The sequence below is a fragment of the Aestuariibaculum sediminum genome, assembly GCF_014596945.1.
GTDB lineage: Bacteria > Bacteroidota > Bacteroidia > Flavobacteriales > Flavobacteriaceae > Aestuariibaculum > Aestuariibaculum sediminum.
Map to the genome: position 1 here is coordinate 142754 of NZ_JACVXB010000001.1, position 18643 is coordinate 161396.

General features: G+C 34.1%; 15 protein-coding genes. 3 read left to right on the plus strand and 12 right to left on the minus strand.

Features of this window, described 5'->3' with window-relative positions:
- Positions 1-43 precede the first annotated feature (43 nt).
- The 6 genes from ICJ83_RS00650 to ICJ83_RS00675 form a co-directional block, all read right to left on the minus strand.
- Positions 44-1516, minus strand: coding sequence for a hypothetical protein (locus tag ICJ83_RS00650; protein WP_188228439.1), 1473 nt, complete (start codon positions 1514-1516; stop codon positions 44-46).
- A 24-nt stretch (positions 1517-1540) separates the two neighbouring features.
- A complete protein-coding gene (locus ICJ83_RS00655; protein WP_188228440.1) occupies positions 1541-2656 on the minus strand; it encodes a hypothetical protein in 1116 nt (371 codons plus the stop codon).
- A 34-nt stretch (positions 2657-2690) separates the two neighbouring features.
- Complete coding sequence (locus tag ICJ83_RS00660; RefSeq protein ID WP_188228441.1) at positions 2691-4142, minus strand: RagB/SusD family nutrient uptake outer membrane protein; 1452 nt, start codon at positions 4140-4142, stop codon at positions 2691-2693.
- A gap of 10 nt (positions 4143-4152) precedes the next feature.
- Positions 4153-7782 (minus strand): SusC/RagA family TonB-linked outer membrane protein, encoded by a 3630-nt coding sequence (locus ICJ83_RS00665; protein ID WP_188228442.1) that lies wholly within the window; start codon positions 7780-7782, stop codon positions 4153-4155.
- A 159-nt stretch (positions 7783-7941) separates the two neighbouring features.
- Complete coding sequence (locus tag ICJ83_RS00670; RefSeq protein ID WP_188228443.1) at positions 7942-9138, minus strand: FecR family protein; 1197 nt, start codon at positions 9136-9138, stop codon at positions 7942-7944.
- 88 nt (positions 9139-9226) lie between these two features.
- Positions 9227-9784: an RNA polymerase sigma factor gene (locus ICJ83_RS00675; RefSeq protein ID WP_188228444.1), complete on the minus strand. Its 558-nt coding sequence runs from the start codon at positions 9782-9784 to the stop codon at positions 9227-9229.
- Between the two features lie 379 nt (positions 9785-10163).
- On the opposite strand from ICJ83_RS00675, the gene ICJ83_RS00680 reads away from it, so the two are divergent.
- Entirely contained in the window at positions 10164-10517 is a 354-nt protein-coding gene (locus ICJ83_RS00680) for a potassium channel family protein (protein ID WP_188228445.1), read from the plus strand.
- A 146-nt stretch (positions 10518-10663) separates the two neighbouring features.
- The gene (locus ICJ83_RS00685; protein WP_188228446.1) at positions 10664-11470 is read left to right on the plus strand and encodes a transporter; all 807 of its coding nucleotides are present in this window, start codon (positions 10664-10666) and stop codon (positions 11468-11470) included.
- Between the two features lie 69 nt (positions 11471-11539).
- On the opposite strand, the gene ICJ83_RS00690 is transcribed toward ICJ83_RS00685, so the two are convergent.
- Both ICJ83_RS00690 and ICJ83_RS00695 read right to left on the minus strand, forming a co-directional pair.
- Entirely contained in the window at positions 11540-12103 is a 564-nt protein-coding gene (locus ICJ83_RS00690; RefSeq protein ID WP_188228447.1) for a hypothetical protein, read from the minus strand.
- Between the two features lie 113 nt (positions 12104-12216).
- Positions 12217-12813 carry a DUF502 domain-containing protein gene (locus tag ICJ83_RS00695; RefSeq protein WP_188228448.1) on the minus strand — a complete coding sequence of 199 codons (597 nt, stop codon included), beginning with the start codon at positions 12811-12813 and terminating at the stop codon, positions 12217-12219.
- Between the two features lie 185 nt (positions 12814-12998).
- Between ICJ83_RS00695 and ICJ83_RS00700 the strand changes: the two genes are divergently transcribed.
- Positions 12999-13133, plus strand: coding sequence for a 30S ribosomal protein THX (locus tag ICJ83_RS00700; RefSeq protein ID WP_188228449.1), 135 nt, complete (start codon positions 12999-13001; stop codon positions 13131-13133).
- A gap of 4 nt (positions 13134-13137) precedes the next feature.
- Here ICJ83_RS00700 and ICJ83_RS00705 read toward each other — a convergent pair whose 3' ends face one another.
- From ICJ83_RS00705 to ICJ83_RS00720, 4 genes are all read right to left on the minus strand, one after another.
- Entirely contained in the window at positions 13138-13866 is a 729-nt protein-coding gene (locus ICJ83_RS00705) for a tetratricopeptide repeat protein (RefSeq protein WP_188228450.1), read from the minus strand.
- A gap of 109 nt (positions 13867-13975) precedes the next feature.
- A complete protein-coding gene (gene yaaA, locus ICJ83_RS00710; protein WP_188228451.1) occupies positions 13976-14734 on the minus strand; it encodes a peroxide stress protein YaaA in 759 nt (252 codons plus the stop codon).
- Positions 14735-14952: 218 nt separating this feature from the next.
- The gene (locus ICJ83_RS00715) at positions 14953-16068 is read right to left on the minus strand and encodes a PepSY-associated TM helix domain-containing protein (protein WP_188228452.1); all 1116 of its coding nucleotides are present in this window, start codon (positions 16066-16068) and stop codon (positions 14953-14955) included.
- Positions 16069-16126: 58 nt separating this feature from the next.
- Positions 16127-18550 carry a TonB-dependent receptor gene (locus ICJ83_RS00720; protein WP_188228453.1) on the minus strand — a complete coding sequence of 808 codons (2424 nt, stop codon included), beginning with the start codon at positions 18548-18550 and terminating at the stop codon, positions 16127-16129.
- Between the last annotated feature and the right edge of the window lie 93 nt (positions 18551-18643).

The window sequence follows — 18643 nt, forward strand, 5'->3', positions numbered from 1 at the left end:
ATTTAAAATAGCCATGGCTTTTAACCTAGTTTTACTCTAATCTTTAGTATACGAAAGTATACGATGAAACTTCACCTTTTTCATACCATTCTCCTCCATTATAAACGAAATACATTTTAGTAATGTTCCCCTCTAAATCGGTTTCATATGAATAACTAGGGTAAAATAAATCTCCATCGTTCCATGTAGTACTGGTTGGGATTGTTTCTATCGGTATATACTTTGGCCAGAACAAATCTGTCATAACTGGTAACGCCTGATCTGAAGTAAACGCAAATGGCGGAATACTTTCGGTGTATAATGGTGACAATACAGGATCAAATTCTGTTCTGTGCTGTCTTCTTTTTGAGTTTGTTGCATAATAAGACATTTGCCAGTATTCACTAAACACATTTTCACCTAATCCAAACGGATCCGAATATTTAAGGTTTGTAACGTTACTTGAGGTTCTAAAAGAAAGTAGTTTCCCTGTTTCGTCGTAAACAATATTACTTACTTCCTTATTAATACCAGTTTCTCCCGTAAGGTCACCAGCCTCGTAATCAAATGTTTTTGCTGTTACAGAATCTACTCGTTTAGTACCTGGAGCATAATGGAAATACTTATATCTTTTAGTCATTGTGCCCTCTGGATAGCCCGATCTGTAAAGAATAGTATCTACCATTCCTAAATCGTTATATGAATACTCATGGTAATGATTATTTCCATTTGGGAAAATAAAGTCCATTTTACTTACTTTGCCATCCTCATTATAGGTGAAATTATAAATACGTTGTCCATCATCGTATCGGTTATACACAATTTGTTTTGGCTTTTTAATAAAATCGGTTTTACGAACAGTAACCGTAGTTGTAGACACCTGCTCTTTATCATCAGAAATAATAATATCTAAATCATATACCTGACCAAGTTCTAAGTTTCCAAAAAACACAAGTTCTTTTAACGGCATTTCGGTAACAGGATTGTTAGGGTCTCCGTTAAACTCGTATTGTTGTTCGCCATTAAAAACTAATTTAATGTTTTCAATGGTGTTCAATCCTGTTGATACGATTCCTTTTAAATAGTATGCCGGTGCAGCTACAGCGATGTTTTCACCACCTACTAAAGCTATACTTGGAAAAGAAAATGCTTTAACATCAATTCTCATCCCCGTATTAAAACTTCTTTTGTCCTGGTCGGTAACCTTAATAATGTATACCAATGTGGTATCTTTTTCAAAAGGAGTTAAATCTACACCGTAATTAAAGTTGAAATTCGTTTTACCATTATACTCGGTAACTTCGTCTAATACATCGTAATTCCTAGCTTCTAAAATTTCAATTTTAGATACTTTGTTTGGCACATTCATTTTAAATTGAATGTTGTAAACATCGGCGGTATCACGTCTAACTGACACTTTTTTATCTGACAACTCGAATCCTGGGTCTGGAAACACAATGTCGTTCTCGCAAGACATCACAAGGAATAGACCAACGATACCACAGCATAATAAATATAGTAAACTATTTTTTTTCATAATTTTCATCTTAATTTTCATGAATTAATTCAGTGTTTCTAAAGCCGGATTCATTGCAACAATATCAACACCCCAGCTCATTAATAAATCGCGAAGCATAACAATGTTAGCCTTAATATTATCTGGAAATGCCTGTAATTGATTGGCATTTCTATGAATCATTTCGTTTAGGTACGCTCTAAAATCTTCACGCCTATTAGATACAAAATCATAGGTAGGACGTAATGCTTTAGGATGCACAATTCTAGATGGTAATCTGTTATTATCCTCGTCGTAGTACTGGTAAAATGTTATTAAACCAAATGAAGCATAGAAATAAGTGGCATCGATGAATCCTTTCTCAAAGAACCAGTCTTTATCGATAACATCAATACGTTTTTCTTCTGCAATTTCAAGTTCTTCACGGTAAACCACACCCATTTCTTTGTTATAATATGCACTTTTTCCTTCTGAGAAAGATGCTGGAATTTGCGCATATAGCCCGTGCATATCCATTATTCGCGATACCATAATGTAAAAATTATCACGTTTGCGCATCTGAATTGCAGAAGCACTATTTAAATCTGAGGGATTTACAGCAAACGCTATAGAGTGTTTGTTATAAATTGCCATTTGTCCGAATTCAGCTGAATATCTAACTCTAGATTCTGACTCTGTAAGCACCTGTCCTATTTCGCCATAAATTCTAGATTGCAAGTAAACTTCATCACTTAATAACACTTTATAAGGCATTAACTCAGAAACAATTGAATTAGGTTTAAAATACTTAAAAAGTGTGGTATCGATAAATGTTATTGCATTTCCTGCCTCGGCTTTGTAAACCTCTTCTTCTAAAGGAAGTACATTACCTAAAGAATCTGAATATTTCTGCTTTAACATAGGAATTTCAACTTTATCCCAAGTTTCGGCATCCACTTTAGATCCAGCTATATAAGCGAAATCCATGATACGATCGTATTCATACAACACACCAGTATTGTAGGTTTCTAAAATATTAACCACTGTAGGATTATTGGCATCCATTTGCGTTAATACTCTATCGACTTCGGTTTGAGTCCATTCTAGATCGTCCTCGCTATTGCTACAAGAAATAACCGAAAGTCCTCCTAACAAAAGCATTACATAAATTGGTAGTCTCATAATTAATATATTTAGATTGACAATGGTTACTTGTCTAGTTAACAATAATTTCATCTTCTGTTTCAGGCAATTTCTCATATCGCTCGTTATTCCTAATTAAAGGGTTTCTTTGTCTTTCATATAAAGGAATTGGCAATGTATAATTTAAATCGTCTGATAGTAGGGTAAAAGTTTCCGTACTTAATTTAGTACCCTGCTCATCACGAATCGTAAAGATGTGTTTAATTTCTGGTCTGTTTTTCATACGTCTTAAATCAAACCATCTGTGGTGATCTTCAAAACATAATTCTTTTCTGCGCTCATTTAACACAAATGTTAAAGCCTCCTCCGGTGTTGTAGGATAAACAATGGTAGAGGTATTAGAGTAACGCTTATTAAGTAAGGTTTCCATATCACTCACTACACTTCCAACATCTTCTAAATGTGCATAAGCCTCTGCTCGGTTTAAATAAGCCTCTGCAACTCTGATATTAGCAAAACCAAGATCGGTATATAATCCCATTTGAGATTTTTTAGTTCTGTAGTAATTTGATCCATTACCATCTAACAATTCCATAAAAAAGGCTTCTTTACGTAAATCGTTATCGTCGTACAAATCCATTAAATCAGAACTCGCTCGGTATGCCGAAAATTCTAAAGTTGTTCCATAATCGATAAGCGGCCATGTTGGTCTTATAGTATGATATGAATATAAAATTTCTTGATTCCCGGCCGTAACAAATGGCTCGTCAATGGTAACCCTAGATAAACTTCCTAGTTCTGTAGCTTTGGTCGCATAATCTATGGTTTCCTGCCATTTTTCCTGAAATAATTTTACTCTAGACATTAATACGTAGCTAGCTGCCAAATCTGGGTGCCAAGAACTTTTAGTTAATCCACTCATAGAAAATAGTTCTATAGCCTGCATAAGATCGTTTTCAATTAAACTATAACCTTCGGCTACCGTGTTTCTGCTGTAAAATTGATTTACTTCTAAGTTACTTCTTAATGGAACACCTAAATCTGAATTTGCAGTTTCTGCATTGTAAGGTACGCCGTAAAGATTCAGTAAATTAAAATACGATAAAGCTCTTAAAAAGTAAGCTTCGCCTTTGGTGTAATAAATTTCCTCTTCATCACCAATGGCATCATCTATTTGATCAATAGTATAATTCATTATGGCAATATCTTCATACATCCCGCGCCATGCTAAATTATTATCAACTTTACCTCCATCTTCATTAAACTCGATTTCACGCTGCCAAGTGTAAGTAGATTTTTTGCCAAACTTTGTAGACGTAATGGCATTTTCGTCTTCTGAAACATTATCGGTCATATGATCTATGTCGAAAAACATATCATACTCCCAACTAAATTCTTGCAACATAACTGCTGCATAATGTTCTGGTTTTTCAGGAATTAACTTATCCTGATCTACTTGATCTAGGAAATCGCTACATCCTATAAATGTTAAAAGAACTGGTAATACAAATAATATCTTTTTCATCTTATACTTTTTAGAAAGACATGTTTAAACTAAAACTATAATTTGGTAGAACTGGCATCCCTACATTTCTAACTTGCTCTGGGTCTTGCCCACTTAATCTGCTATCGAAAGTATAGAAACCTAGGTTACTTCCTTGTGCACTTAATCTTACTCTTTTTATTCCTGAACCTTCAAGTAATTTTGTTGGCAAAGTATAGGCAAGAGTTAAAGATTGTAATCTAATATGGCTGGCATCGACCACACGAGCATCACTCCTATCGTACATCCACCAGGTATTTTGTCCATCAGGTACAACCTTACCCATATTGGTAACATAAACCTGAGAATATCCATCGGCTGTAAAAGCTCCTGTAAATGCTTGATTGTGGTTAGAGATTGCTGGAATATCGGTAATTAACTCATCACCTGGTTGTCTCCATCGGTTATCAAAAATACTGTTCATATTTTCATAAGGAAGCGGTAAGTTCTGATTTCCGTCATACAAAGGCAATAATCTTGTTTTATAAGCTAACTTATACGTAAAGTTTGCCGATAAATTGAAATTTCCAAATCTGAATTCGGTACCAAAACCTCCGTAAAATTTAGGAATTCTAGAACCTTCGTAAACTAACATTTTTTCTAATTGCTCTCCTGCCGTCATTTCCTCTTCTACCAAGTGCTTAAATGTTGGTAAACCATCTTCTGTCAACCCATCAAACTGGTAAGAAAAGAATCCATATGTTGGGAATCCTGCTCTGTAGATACTTCCGCTCAAATAATCGCCTACAGTTAAATTATTCTCTCCTTCAAATCCATTGGTAACCCGATCTCTATCATGAGAGAAATTTAAACGCGTATTCCAACCGAAATTTTTCGTATTAATATTTCTAGTTCTAATACTTAACTCGAAACTATTAACATCTTTACCTCCTGCGTTATATAACTGCGTGTCGGTTCCATTTACATTAGAGATTGGACGTGTTAATAATAGGTCTGTACTCTTAGAGTAAGCATAATCTAAAGCCCCGCTTATTTTACCTCCTAAAAGACTATAATTTACACCAAAGTTAGCCGTTTGGGATTTTTCCCATCTTAAGTTTGCATTCGGGAAGGAGTTTAAGTTTGCGGTATTTTCAGGATAGTATAACACATTATTATTTCCGTAACCTGAGATAATCATATATGGACTTGCATTTGGCATAGTACCTCGCACACCAAAAGATGCTCTTAATGCTAATTCATCTACAACCATAACATCTTTCATGAAACTTTCTTCATGAATATTCCAACGTGCCGATGTAGACCAAGCTGGTTTAAATTTATAACGCTCATATTGTCCGAAACGGTTAGATCCATCACTTCTGGCGTTAAAATTTAACACGTACTTGTTTTTATATACGTAGTTTGCAATTGCAAACACAGAAAAGCTATTTGTTAATCTGTCGGTAATATTTGGGTAAATATTCTGACCTCCAAAAGGTGTTAACCAGTTAAAGGCTGCATCATAAGGATAATTTTCAAAATCAATTATAGACGTTCCTGATCCTGGCACAGGAATTGGCCTAGGTCTTGGCAGCGCTATAAATCCTCTCCCTTGAAAGTGGTTATAGCCTGGTACTGCAAAACCTGTGGCTCCCCAGTATTGCGCCGAACGCACTTCATTACCTAAGTTAAAATTAAGTGTATGATGACCTCCTAAGGTGACATTATAATTTAATTGGTTGGTTAAAGTATAAGCATCTTGACTTACCATACCCGCATTATAAATACCTCCGAAAGGAACTAATCCTGCTATATCAAAATGGTTTTCAACCATTTGATTAAAATCTTCGTATGTACGAAGTTTTGCTATATAGTGAGTGTCTTCGGTAATCCATTGCTCATCCATATTCGTAGTACTTCTGTAACTCGCTTGAGTACGCAATCTAAAATTTTCTAAGAAATCCCAGTTAAGTGCTACAGCAATATTCAAATCTTTATTTGTTACATTACGCTCTGAATTATCAGCTTCATTAAAAATATTGTATCCACCAAAAACAGACTGTCCAGCACCACTTCTATAAATTTCTCTGCTCGTGTAGAAATAATCGCCGTTCTCATCATATAATGGAATCGTACGACTCGTATTATATGCTTGATTGAAATAGTTTATTGATTGATGGTTATACTGTCCCTTTTGAACAGAACCACTAAACTTTAAAGATATAGTAACATTATCTCTTAAATCAAGATCCATATTAGAACGTGCAGTTATCCTGTTAAGGCCCACATTTTTTTCTGTACCTTGCTGATCGTCATAACCTAACGAGAAGTAATAACGTGATGTATCACTACCCCCAGAGGCACTTACCGAATGTCTTTGTGTATATGAGTTTTGGAATAATTCCCCAAACCAATTGGTATTTAACGTCTCTAAATATTTTACTTGAGCATCAAATTCTGCCTGAGTATAAGTTCCATCCCATAGGTTTTGTAGAGCCCCTTCGTATCCTAAACGGTCTACGTTTTGGTAAAACCCAGTGTATCCAAGATTTCTTTCATACATTTCTCTAGATACATCGATACGCTCCATCGAATTCATTAAATCGAAGTCGTTGTAACTTGGAGCTTGTACAAAACTAAAACCACCACTATAGTTTAAAGCCGGCTTTCCTTTAGTTCCTCTTTTTGTCGTAATTACAATGACACCATTTGCTGCACGTGTACCATATATAGCTGTCGCAGATGCATCTTTAAGAATATCGATTTTGGCAATATCAGTTGGATTAATTCCAGACAAGGCATTACCAATAATATTAACATTATCAAAACTATTAATTTGTTCTGCCGATAATGGTACGGGATCTTCGTAAATAATACCATCTACAACCCATAACGGACTTTGGTTACCAGTAAAGGTACTACCGCTACGAACACGTATTTTGGTAGCTGCTCCAGGCGTTGCACTTACGTTTGTAATATTTAAACCTGGTGCCTTACCGTCAAGCATTCTATCAACAGAAATTTCACCAATCATGTCTAATTCTTCACCTTTCACCTCTGATACGGCACTTGTTAATTTATTCTTTTCAATTTCCTGATAACCTGTGTAAATCACAACTTCATCAAGACCTTGAACATCTTCTTCCATTTGCACGACCACCTCTGAAGTTTTGCTAACTTCAACTTCTTTAGTAGTAAAACCAACATAAGAAAACACTAATATTGAAGGTTTTTTAGGAAGTTTTACAACAAATTTCCCGTTGAAATCTGTTACAGCTCCAAGTTTACTCCCTTTTAATACAATCGTAACACCTGGCAATGGCTGGCTTGATGCCGCATCTACCACAGTACCATTAATGGTCATGGTTTCCTGCTGCTGATCTTGATCAACAATAACAATCACACCATCTACATATTTAAAAGATAAGCCTGTTCCGCTTAAAACTTCATTTAAAAGTTCGGTTAAAGGAACATCTGTTTTGTTAACAGAAATTTTATCTAACTCGGCAATTTTAGCTTCGTTAAAGAAAAAACTCTGATTTGTTTGTTTTCTAATTTCTTCGAACAAGGTTGAAAAACTCACCCCTGTTAAATTTAAACTCACACGCTTAGATTGCGCAGCATTGGCGGCATTTAACGTGAGTACTGCACTCAAGATTAAAATAATTGTCAATCTCATTTTTAGGTTTGGTTTGTTTTTGTCTTTTCAGTTACCTGAAAAGAGGTTAATAACATCATTTTCATAAACATTAATTGATTGAATATCACTCTATAAAAGATGCAAATTGTTCGAGAAAGTTGCGCGGCTTTCTCCCCAAAAGTTATCTATAAAGTAATTTTATTCAGAAACATAAACTTTATTGTTATGCCCTATTTGAATATTAACAGACATTTCAGCCTCTATAATCTTCAAAATACCCGACATATCATTATATCTTGGTAAATCGCCTGTAAATTTCAACGACTTCAGTTTTTCTCCTTCTATCTGGTATTCAACATCATACCATTTAGAAATTTTAGAAAACAACTCTTGAAGCGTCACATTATGAAATACAAAACGACCTTCTTTCCAAGCAACATAAGGATAAACGTCGACGTCTTTTTTCTTAATAGATTTAGAGTTAATATCGAAGTTAGTTTGCTGGTTTGGTGATAAAAATTCAGTAGCATGAGAATATTTCTCTTCTACTTTTACTTTTCCTTCTACAAGGGTGGTGATTATGCGATTATCTTCGGTGTAAGCAGACACATTAAATTCGGTTCCTAAAACCTGAACTTCTTGCGTGCCCGAAGTAACAATAAAAGGAAGTTCTTTATTTGGAGTTACATCAAAATAGGCTTCACCTTTTAAAGCAACACGTCGTTCCGAACCAATAAAAGGTACTGTATAGGTTAGCTCGGTATCAGAATTCAACCAAACTTTTGTGCCATCTGAAAGTACTAATTGATATTCGGCGCCGCGTGGCACTCTTAACGTATTTACTTTGGCGCTCTCTGATTCATTTTGAGAAGCGACCATTTCAGAATCTTTATATTGTAAAATCCCTTTTGTATTTTTAGCCTCTACTTTACCTTCTTGTATTTGGTTATCAACTTCATCTAAATTAATAACTTCGCCATTAGATAGCACCAATTCGGCATGCGATGAGCCAGGTGCAATACTAGATTCTTCAATAGGCTTTAAATTACCTGTTTTATTAAATATAGTAAATAATGCAAGCCCTACCACTAAAACAGCCGCCGCCGCAGACATCCATTTAAACATATTTAATTTAACAACCTTTCCAGGTTTCTTAGCTGAAGAATCCATGCGATCTAAAAAAGATGCCCACGCCTCCACCGTGTCAATTGTTTTTATTTTTTCCTGCCACTCGTTATAAGAATAAGCATTAAGAATATTCTCAGCTAACTCTCTATTACCGTCTACTTCCTCCTCCCACTCTAGCAATTGTTTTTTCTGCTCATCCGTTAGAGCATCTAATACTTTTCCTGCTAAAAGCTCTGAGTATTCAAATTGTTTATTTATTTCGTCCATATCCTTCATATTTCTCTCAAACAGAAATGTCGTATATTATAATGACGCAATTATTTTAAAAGGGAGTGACAGTTTTGTTAAAAAAAAACTAAATATATTTATAAAAATCAGAAATAAACATCATAACAAACTGTATACCAAGTGTTTGTCGTAATTTACTATACGCTCTTTTTTTTACAGTTTTAACAGAATTTATAGTGATTTCTAATTCCGTGGCAATATCTTGATTGCGGTAACCGTCTAATGTTAGCTTAACAACTTGCTCTGCTTGCGGCGACAAGTCTTTAATAGCCTCATGCAACAGACTATAAGTTTCTTCTCGTAAAATTTCATTTAAAAAAGACTTTTGAACTACGGTAAGACCTTCATCAATAGATGTGTTTTTAATATTTTTTTCTTTTCGAATCTGACTTATGCATGCATTTTTAACAAGAACATACAAATAAGCCTGCAACGCTTTTTCACTGGAGAACTCTTCATTATCTTTTTGCCAGAGTTTCACAAAAGCTTCTTGAGCTACATCTTTCCCTTTGTCTTGACTCTTCAAAATACGAGCTGCCAACATACACATTGATGGAAAAAGTCGCTCAAAAATCTCATTGAACTCTTTACTATTAAACTGAATCGTTTTACCTGAAACCCTCATTATTATTTAATTCCAACAATTTACAAAGTCTTAGAAATTTGTTTCTTAGCAATTATCAAAAACAAATTGATACTTAATATTCATTAAGTTTTACTACCGTGTAAACTTATTGTAAGTTTTGCAAAGTTAGGTAGAATATTATGACAATTTGTGAAGTTTATCTTAAAAGTAATACTATTAAAAATGATAACTACCTATAAATAAACAATAAAGCCAATTTAACATCTCCCAATGTCTTGTTAAAAGCTATTTTATGAGATAATTGAAAACTCATTTTCGAACTCTATAACTGATAAATAATTGTTATTTTTAGGTTAATTAATTTGTTAAACCATAGAATATATACACGAGTTGTACACATCCTTTCAACTTTTAAATTATGATTGCTTTTTTTATTAATATTTTAAGGCTTGGCAGAATTTTTTATCGAGGCATAAAACACGATAGTGAGTTCCGATTTCTCTTAGTTTTTATTTTACTGCTGTTAACAGGTTCGTCCTTATTTTATATTCAAATTGAACAATGGTCGCCACTAGATGCGATTTATTTCTCGGTAATGACCATGGCAACTGTAGGCTACGGCGATTTGGTTCCCACTACTAATTTGGGAAAAATCTTCACCATGGTATATACGTTTTTGGCCATTGGAACTTTTGTAGCGTTTACCGCAAAAATTGTAACCATTTTATTTTACAACAGAATAAAGAAACCCCTGAATAAAAAATCGGATTAATATATTTATAAGAATAAGCAGAGTTTTACATAAGTATTCATCTCAATTCGGATTATTAACACTTTAATAGCAAACAATAAAAAAACATTAAGTCATTTTTCTTACCTTAGTGAATGCACTTTAACCACATTTAATACCAAAATATTATGAAAAAATGTTGCCGTATACTTGCTTTGATTTTTATTTTTAATTGTTTCAATCAAGTACTTGCCCAAGATGGTGATGGCGCCGATGCTTTGGCGAAACAGCTTCAAAACCCGGTAGCCAGCCTTATAAGCGTACCTATACAAGCAAATTATGATATGAATATAGGTTCCGAAGAAGGCACCCAATTCCTCACCAATGTACAGCCTGTAATCCCTATTAGTATAAGCGAAAACTGGAATCTTATAGGTCGAGCCATAGTGCCTATTATTAAACAATGCGACGTTAGAGGTAATAGCGGCAAAGACAGTGGGTTGGGCGATGCAGTAATAAGCGGATTCTTTTCTCCAAAAGCACCTACAAAAGGTGGCATAATTTGGGGTGTTGGCCCTGTATTATTGGTCCCTACTGCAACTAAGGATATTTTAGGTACTGAAAAATTTGGACTAGGACCAACCGCAGTGGCACTTAAACAAATTAAATCTTTAACTGTAGGCTGTTTAGTGAACCATATTTGGTCGGTAGCAGGAGCTGATACCCGTGCCGATGTTAACGCTACATTTTTTCAACCTTTTATAGCGAAAAACTTTTCTGGCGGTTATGCGTTAGCCTTTAATACCGAATTAACCCAAAATTGGGATTACGACGCTACGTCGGGCACCTTTCATATAGTAGCCTCTAAAGTGGTTTCATTTGGTTCTCAAATGGCTCAGGTTTTTGCTGGACCAAGAATACACTATGGCAACGGTAATAACGCCGAATGGGGTATTCGCGCCGGACTCACATTACTCTTCCCTACAAAATCATAATTAACGAAAAGACATAAACAAAAAAACGCTTTGTATACCAAAGCGTTTTTTTTCTTCTAATTATATTTACTATAACCTTTTAGATATCCCTATAGCCATATTAATGGTATTATAGGCGTCCCATCTTACATCGGTTCCTAATGCAACCTCAAACTCCCATGATTTAGGCATTTCAATGGCATATGCAATTTCGGCTCTGAACAAAAATAAATCTTCACCTTTTGCAAATTCACCACCAAAACCAAAAGAGTAATTAAAATGTTCCCCTGGCATATAAACTGCCATAAGTGCTGGTGCTAAAGGACGTTCTCGTTCTAAAATCAAATCTTCTTCTGATTTTGAAGCTAAATTTTTTTCAACCTCATAACTTTCAATAATCATATCTGTGTGCAAACCCACTGCCCACGTTTCATTTAACCAATAATTATAATACAAGGTGAATGAAGGTAGTGCTTTCCATTCTTTTTTGCCATCGGCATACAAACTCGGAATGTGTGCATGACCCAACAAAAAACCTATTTGATGTTTAGATTCCTCCTCTGTAGATTCTTCACCAAAGGATACTTCCTCCTGAGCTTCAAGGTTCATTACAGCACATAAAATAACACCTAAATACAGTAATAATCGTTTCATCTGTCACTTATTTTACGAAATTAATTTATACTTCCTTTTAATGTTTTAGAGTCCTAATAAGTCTCTAAAAATATGTTCATATCTTCAAATGCAAACATGGTATTAAACTTAAATTATGATGCTTTGTTTATTACCTCAGCAATATCAATGCCCTTTCCAAAACAATACAACCCGGACATTGCTTGCTTCATAGTTATGGGGTAATATTTTACAGATTCTTTCGGTACGTACCGCACTTCTCCGGCATCGAGTCTGGGCGCATCAGGAATAAAGAGCGTTATAAACTTTTCTGATGTATGTGTTATAAAGGCTATGTTATACCGGTCTTTCTCTTCTTCTAAAATAATAGCATCCCAGAATTCATTTATCACTAATTCTTGATCGCCAATCATGCGATATTTTAATATTTGAATCGAAGGAAAATGCACAAATAGCTTCTCCTCAATACTGGTACTCCACTTTTTAAAAACCCCTTTTTGAATAAAATAGCCACTCGCCACACATATTGCTATAATAAGTAAAAAGCAAACAATTAATACTGCTGTCCCTCCAAAGACTGAGTGTAAACCAAAAGCCTTAGTTATTTTTATTGCTAACGGCGTTAATAATGCAATCGCCTTAGTTAACAATAAAATGATGAACAATACCGGGGTTAAAAAAAATAATCCTCCTATAATTAGGGAACGTGAAGGTGTTTTAAACTTAGCCATAAACCGTATATATAGATTCCTTTAGAAAATTAAATACCAAGGAATTAACTGTAATAAATATACGCATTATATTACACCTAACAATTGCTAAACAAAACTTTTAATACTCATTTAAATGCAAGAATCACTTGCTTTTCTCATATTTTTTTAGTACTCTGAATCTAGATTAATTAAAAAAACAAACTATGGGCAAAGGCGATAAAAAAACGAAACGCGGAAAAATTAATCGAGGGACTTTTGGGGTAAGACGTCCAAGAATTAAAAAGAAACCTTCGGTAGAAACTAAAATTGACATCAACAAAAAAGCGATTCCCAAATAAGCTTTTAGTCTTTCATATCTGACAATATTCGATGTGCTTCCTGCATAGAATTACGGTATAATTTTTTGTTTGGCTTTGTCATGTTTTCGTATTCATTAACGACATCATCAAGAATTTCTTTTGCTTCATTTGTCTTTTGCCGCTCCAATAAAATTTTAGCTAATTGCAGTCGTTCTTCATAAAACGAATACCGAATATTTATTTGCTTTAAATTAGTTTCGGCAGCTTCAAAATCGCCCAACTTGTCCTGTGCCAAACCGTACAAAAACTGTGCTTTAGATTTTTCAAATTCGGGGTTATCTTTTATCATTTTTGCATAAACCAATACATTATCATAATCTTCTATCGTATAATAGGCTTCTATCAGCTTTTTAATAATATAAAAATGATTCTGCGATTTATCCTTAACAGCTTCCAGATAATGAAAAATGGCGTTTGCATAGTCTTTATTTTCCATATAGGCATCGGCAAGATTCACCCTATTTTGATAAGTTTCTGAAAACCGTAACCTTTTTTCTAAATCTTTTATTTTTTTTGTTGGGTTAATTATAGCAACGATACCATCTTGTATTTTTTCTGCATCGCGTTTATTATAAACCTGCGTAATTAAATATATTATTGACCCTACTAAAGGCAAAAACAATATTACAAACACCCAGTAATATGGATTTCCGTTTTTGTACATATGATAAATACAGTAGGCTTGAAGTGCAAAAGTTAAATAGTATAGCATGGGTACAAATTAAAAAGAAGAAATTTAGTCCCAAAAATGACGACTTAATTTCTTCTCTAAAATTAACGATTATTTTAACAAAAACAATGTCTTGTTGTATGAATTTACTTTACCTAATAAAAACCAATTCGGTTTCTGTAGACATCGATTCACTAAACCCATACCCCTGATAGTTAAACCCTTTTAAATCTTCGGTAGTTTGCGCATTTGTTTCAACTACATAACGCGCCATTAAACCACGTGCTTCTTTGGCAAAAAAGGAAATAACTTTGTATTCACCATTTTTAAAATCTTTGAAATTAGCAGTAATCACCGGTACTTTTAAAGCTTTCTTATCGATAGCCTTAAAATATTCGTTACTGGCTAGATTTAAAAATAATTCACCGTCTTCCAATTCGTCATTTAAGGCTTTGGTAATATCTTTTTTCCAGAATTCATAAAGATTATTTTTAGTGCCTACCGGGAATTTAGTGCCCATTTCTAAACGATATGGCTGAATTAAATCTAACGGTTTTAACAAGCCATATAAACCCGACAGAATACGCACAGTGTTTTGTAAATCATCTAACTTATTTTCTGGAATATTGTATGCATCCAAACCTTTATATACATCGCCGTTAAAGGCAAATACCGCTGGTCTGGCATTATCTGCATTAAAGGGTAATTCCCAAGCTTGATTACGCTCGTAATTTAGGTGTCCTAAGGCATCAGATATGCTCATAAGCTTTGATAAGCTTTTAGCAGATTTCTTCTTTAACAGATTATTAATGCGCTCAGATTGTTTTAAAAACTGCGCTTCAGAATATTTTGACGTTGGTAACTCACTTTCAAAATCAAGGGATTTCGCTGGAGATATAACTAATTTCATTTATAAAAGTATTTATGTCTTTCTTAATTAATTTCAAATTTACAACTACCACTTAGAATTATAAACTATAAATTACTCTTATTTTTAATAGTATCATAGAAATATATTATAGAAAAAATTCTGCAACACATAAACACTCACTTTTACAACACTTCCTTAAAAATGAACTCAAAGTAGTTTAGATTATGTGTTTAACAAATTAAGAATGCCAAATTTTTTTATTTCTTTTTGTAATGCCTTCCGTACCAAAGCAATATTCCCGTAACTGGTAAACTTGCGGTTAATAAACTAACTATAAATGCTATTATTTTCCCTGCAATTCCTCCAATAGCACCAATATGTATGTCGTAATTCATGCGCTGAATTTTGTCTGCTAGTTTTACATTTTGATATTTCCCGTATACACTAGTTGTTTCAATTTCTTCCAAGGTATTCTGGTCAAAAAATCTAAAATCAGAATCATAATAGAGTCCTTTACTATTTGAAACTTCTACGTAAATACTTTCTCTATTTGATTTCGGGTAATGCAATTCAAAACTTTCTACTTCGGGATTTTCCTTCATTAATTTCACAATCAGATCATCCATAGGCACCCGACCATCATTTGGAATTATCTCATTTACATTTTCAGGTATAACAAATCGGGCTTCTTTATCGCCCCCAGTTGATTTATACACCACATATTTCAACCAGTTATAAGACATCATTGCACCTGTAAAAGCTAAAACTAACGCGAGCGAGCAAATGTAAAAACCGATAACAGTATGCAAATCAAAATTTTTTCGTTTCCAGCGCGTGGTCTTTTTCCACTCGAAAATAAGACGTTGTTTGAGGTTTTTACGCTTTTTAGGCCACCACAAAATAAAACCAGAGATAATAATTAAAATGAAAACTAATATCGAAATACCCACCACTTGTTCTCCAATAGCTTTAGGCAACCAAAGTCGTGTATGACCTTTAAGAATAAAAGAAAAAAATCCTCGCAAATGATCATCTACTTGAACCACTTTTCCAGAATATGGGTTTAAAAATACGCTCTGATAAAACTCAGGTTCTGCATCGTAAAAAATCACTTCAATGGCATCGTCATTCTTTTTAAATAGTGCTCCGTGAATCGTGTTATTAGGAAAAACTTCCTTAGCCAATTCCTTTACTTTCGTTGGCTTTAGAATAGGCTTATTTTGGGGTGCTACTTTCTTATAATCGTCATACAAACTTTCAATTTCGTCTCTAAAAGCCCAGCAGCAACCAGTAATAGAAACAATAAAAACAACCACCGCCGACGTTAAGCCAAGTATTTTATGTAACTGAAATATGATTTTTTTAAAGTTCATGCTATACAGTTTAAACAGAGCAAATGTTTAAATTATTTGCCCTGTTTTATTAAACCTTTTAAAATTGATATGTAACGTTTGCTAACAACGCTCTTGGCTGCTGCGGATTTATTGTAGACCATCCTTTGTAATACAGTTTATTCAAAGCATTATTTAATTTAAGACCCACCTTGTATTTTTTGGCCTGATAAAATACCGATGCATTAACAATCGTATAACTTGGCAAAACAAATTCGCCTGTAGATTCGTAGTTGATTGCAAAACGTTCGCTTGCTCCATTAAAACCAAAACCAGCTCCAAAACCATCTAAAATGCCATATTGAAATTCGTAGTTCGCCCAAAAATTGTAAAGGGTTTCCGGTCCGGCCTCGAGAGGTCTTTTGTTTAAAATTTGTGCATTATCCGACTTTGTCGTTTCACTGTCATTATAACTATAGCCTGCTCTAATGTTTAATCCGTTAATTGGGTTAGCATTTATTTCTATTTCAAAACCTTTACTCACCACTTCGCCTCCTTGAATTTTGTTGAAAGGCGATGAAGGATCGGTTATTACGCGGTCTTTTACGTTTATATGATAATAACTTATTGTTGAATTTAATCGGTTGTTGAAAAGATTTGTTTTAATACCAAATTCTATTTGGTTTGCTTGTTCAGGGGTGAAAGTTTTCAAGCTTTGTGGACCTTCATCAGGGTTTCCGACCAATTGAGGTGCTACATTTGTAAATCCGTTTTGGTAATTTCCGAACAAGGAAAGTTTATCTTTTAAAGGCTGAAATAATAAACCAAATTTTGGAGATAATGTGGTTTGGTTATAGTCGTCTTCAAGGTTCGCTAAGGCTCCTTTATTATCGAAATGATCTAATCTTAAACCAAACATAGCAGAAAAACGTTCTGTAAAATTTATAACATCGGAGGCATAAATACTGTAAATGTGATACTTCGATTTTAAATTGCTAACACCTAATGAAGCTAATGCCGCATCAACACCGGAAGTAGAAAGTGGAAAAACATCGTCTTCTACTTCTGCGGTAAAAGGATTATCGCCGTTAGAACCTCCATTTGGGGTAACATTCCCATAAAATGCATATCCGGTACTATTATTTGTTTGGGTTTCGTTAAAGTAATCGATGCCTATAACCATTCTGTTTCGAATGGAAGCTACCTTAAAATCACCTATAAAATTTTGTTGAATGTCTGTCGTTTGAGTATTAGCATTCTGTTTATTAATAAATCGAGAATAGGTATTACCCTCCAAAATGCCGTAATCAAATAAATACGAATAATATCCATTTGTGGAGGTTGAACTTTTAGACAATAAGGTTTGAGATTTCCAAGTGTCGGACAATTTATAATCCATTTCAACTCTATAATTTTGAGTCGGATTCTTTAGGGTTAAATCGTTGCTGGTAAATGATAATTTATGATTATATCCAAGCTCATCAAGATTAGAGGCCACGGTTGGCGCACTTCTGTTCAAAAATAAAAATGTAGGGTTCGTTTGCTCCGCTTGTGTAACTTCGCTATAAAAAGAAAAGGACAGTTTATTATTGACTTTGTAGGATAGTGATGGCGCAATGAAAAATGATTTTCTAAAGCCAGCATCCTGAAAACTTTGCGCTGTTGTGTATGCGGTATTTAATCGAAAATATAAATTATCTTCTTTACTTAAGGCAGAATTAAAATCTCCTACGATTTGATTTAATCCGTAGGATCCAGACACAAAAGACAATGCACCGCCCGTTCCTACATAAGGTTTTTTTGTAACCACATTTATTAAGCCTCCATAAGAACTTACGGCGTTTCCAAACAATGTTGCAGAAGGCCCCTTTAGTACTTCAATACGTTCAATATTTGCTGGGTTAATTGTGCCGTTGGTAAGTCCAGGTAATCCATTTACCAATTGTGGTTGCACTGAAAAACCTCGTAAGGAATAATAACCCGCACCATCGCCTCCTCGACCCGTAGACGCCCATAACTGTTCAATACCTGTAGCATTTTTTAGTGCTTCGTCGAAATTCGTAACTATTTGGGATTTTAAAATTTCATTAGAAATGGTGCTATAAACTTGGGTATTTTCAATATCTTTTAGGGGTAGTTTAGAAACATAAGCTGTTTTCTTTCTTGAAAATTTATTGCGACGTTCACCTTCTAAAATTACTTCATTCAAAATTTCATTTCCTTCGTAAAGTGTCACCCTTTCTAATTTTATATGTTCATTTGTAGATATTGAGAATAATACTTCTTTCGTTTTATATCCTAAAGATGAAATTATTAGGGCGTAATTACCTTTTTCTAAATTAGAGATTTTAAAATTTCCATTTATATCTGTTTGTGCGCCTTTCGCTGAATTTTTTAAGGAAACATTCACTCCCAAAAGTGGTGAATTATTACTGTCTTTAATCGTTCCGCTTACTGCTCCTTGTTGCGCTAAAGTAAAATTTGTTAAGAGAAAAACTGTTAGAATTGATAGTAGATATTTCATTTGTTTTTATTTAGACTTAATTTAAATAATAAATTTAAAGCAAAAATATGTTAGCTAAATGAGTTAGCCAAATTATTTATAATAATTCTAAAT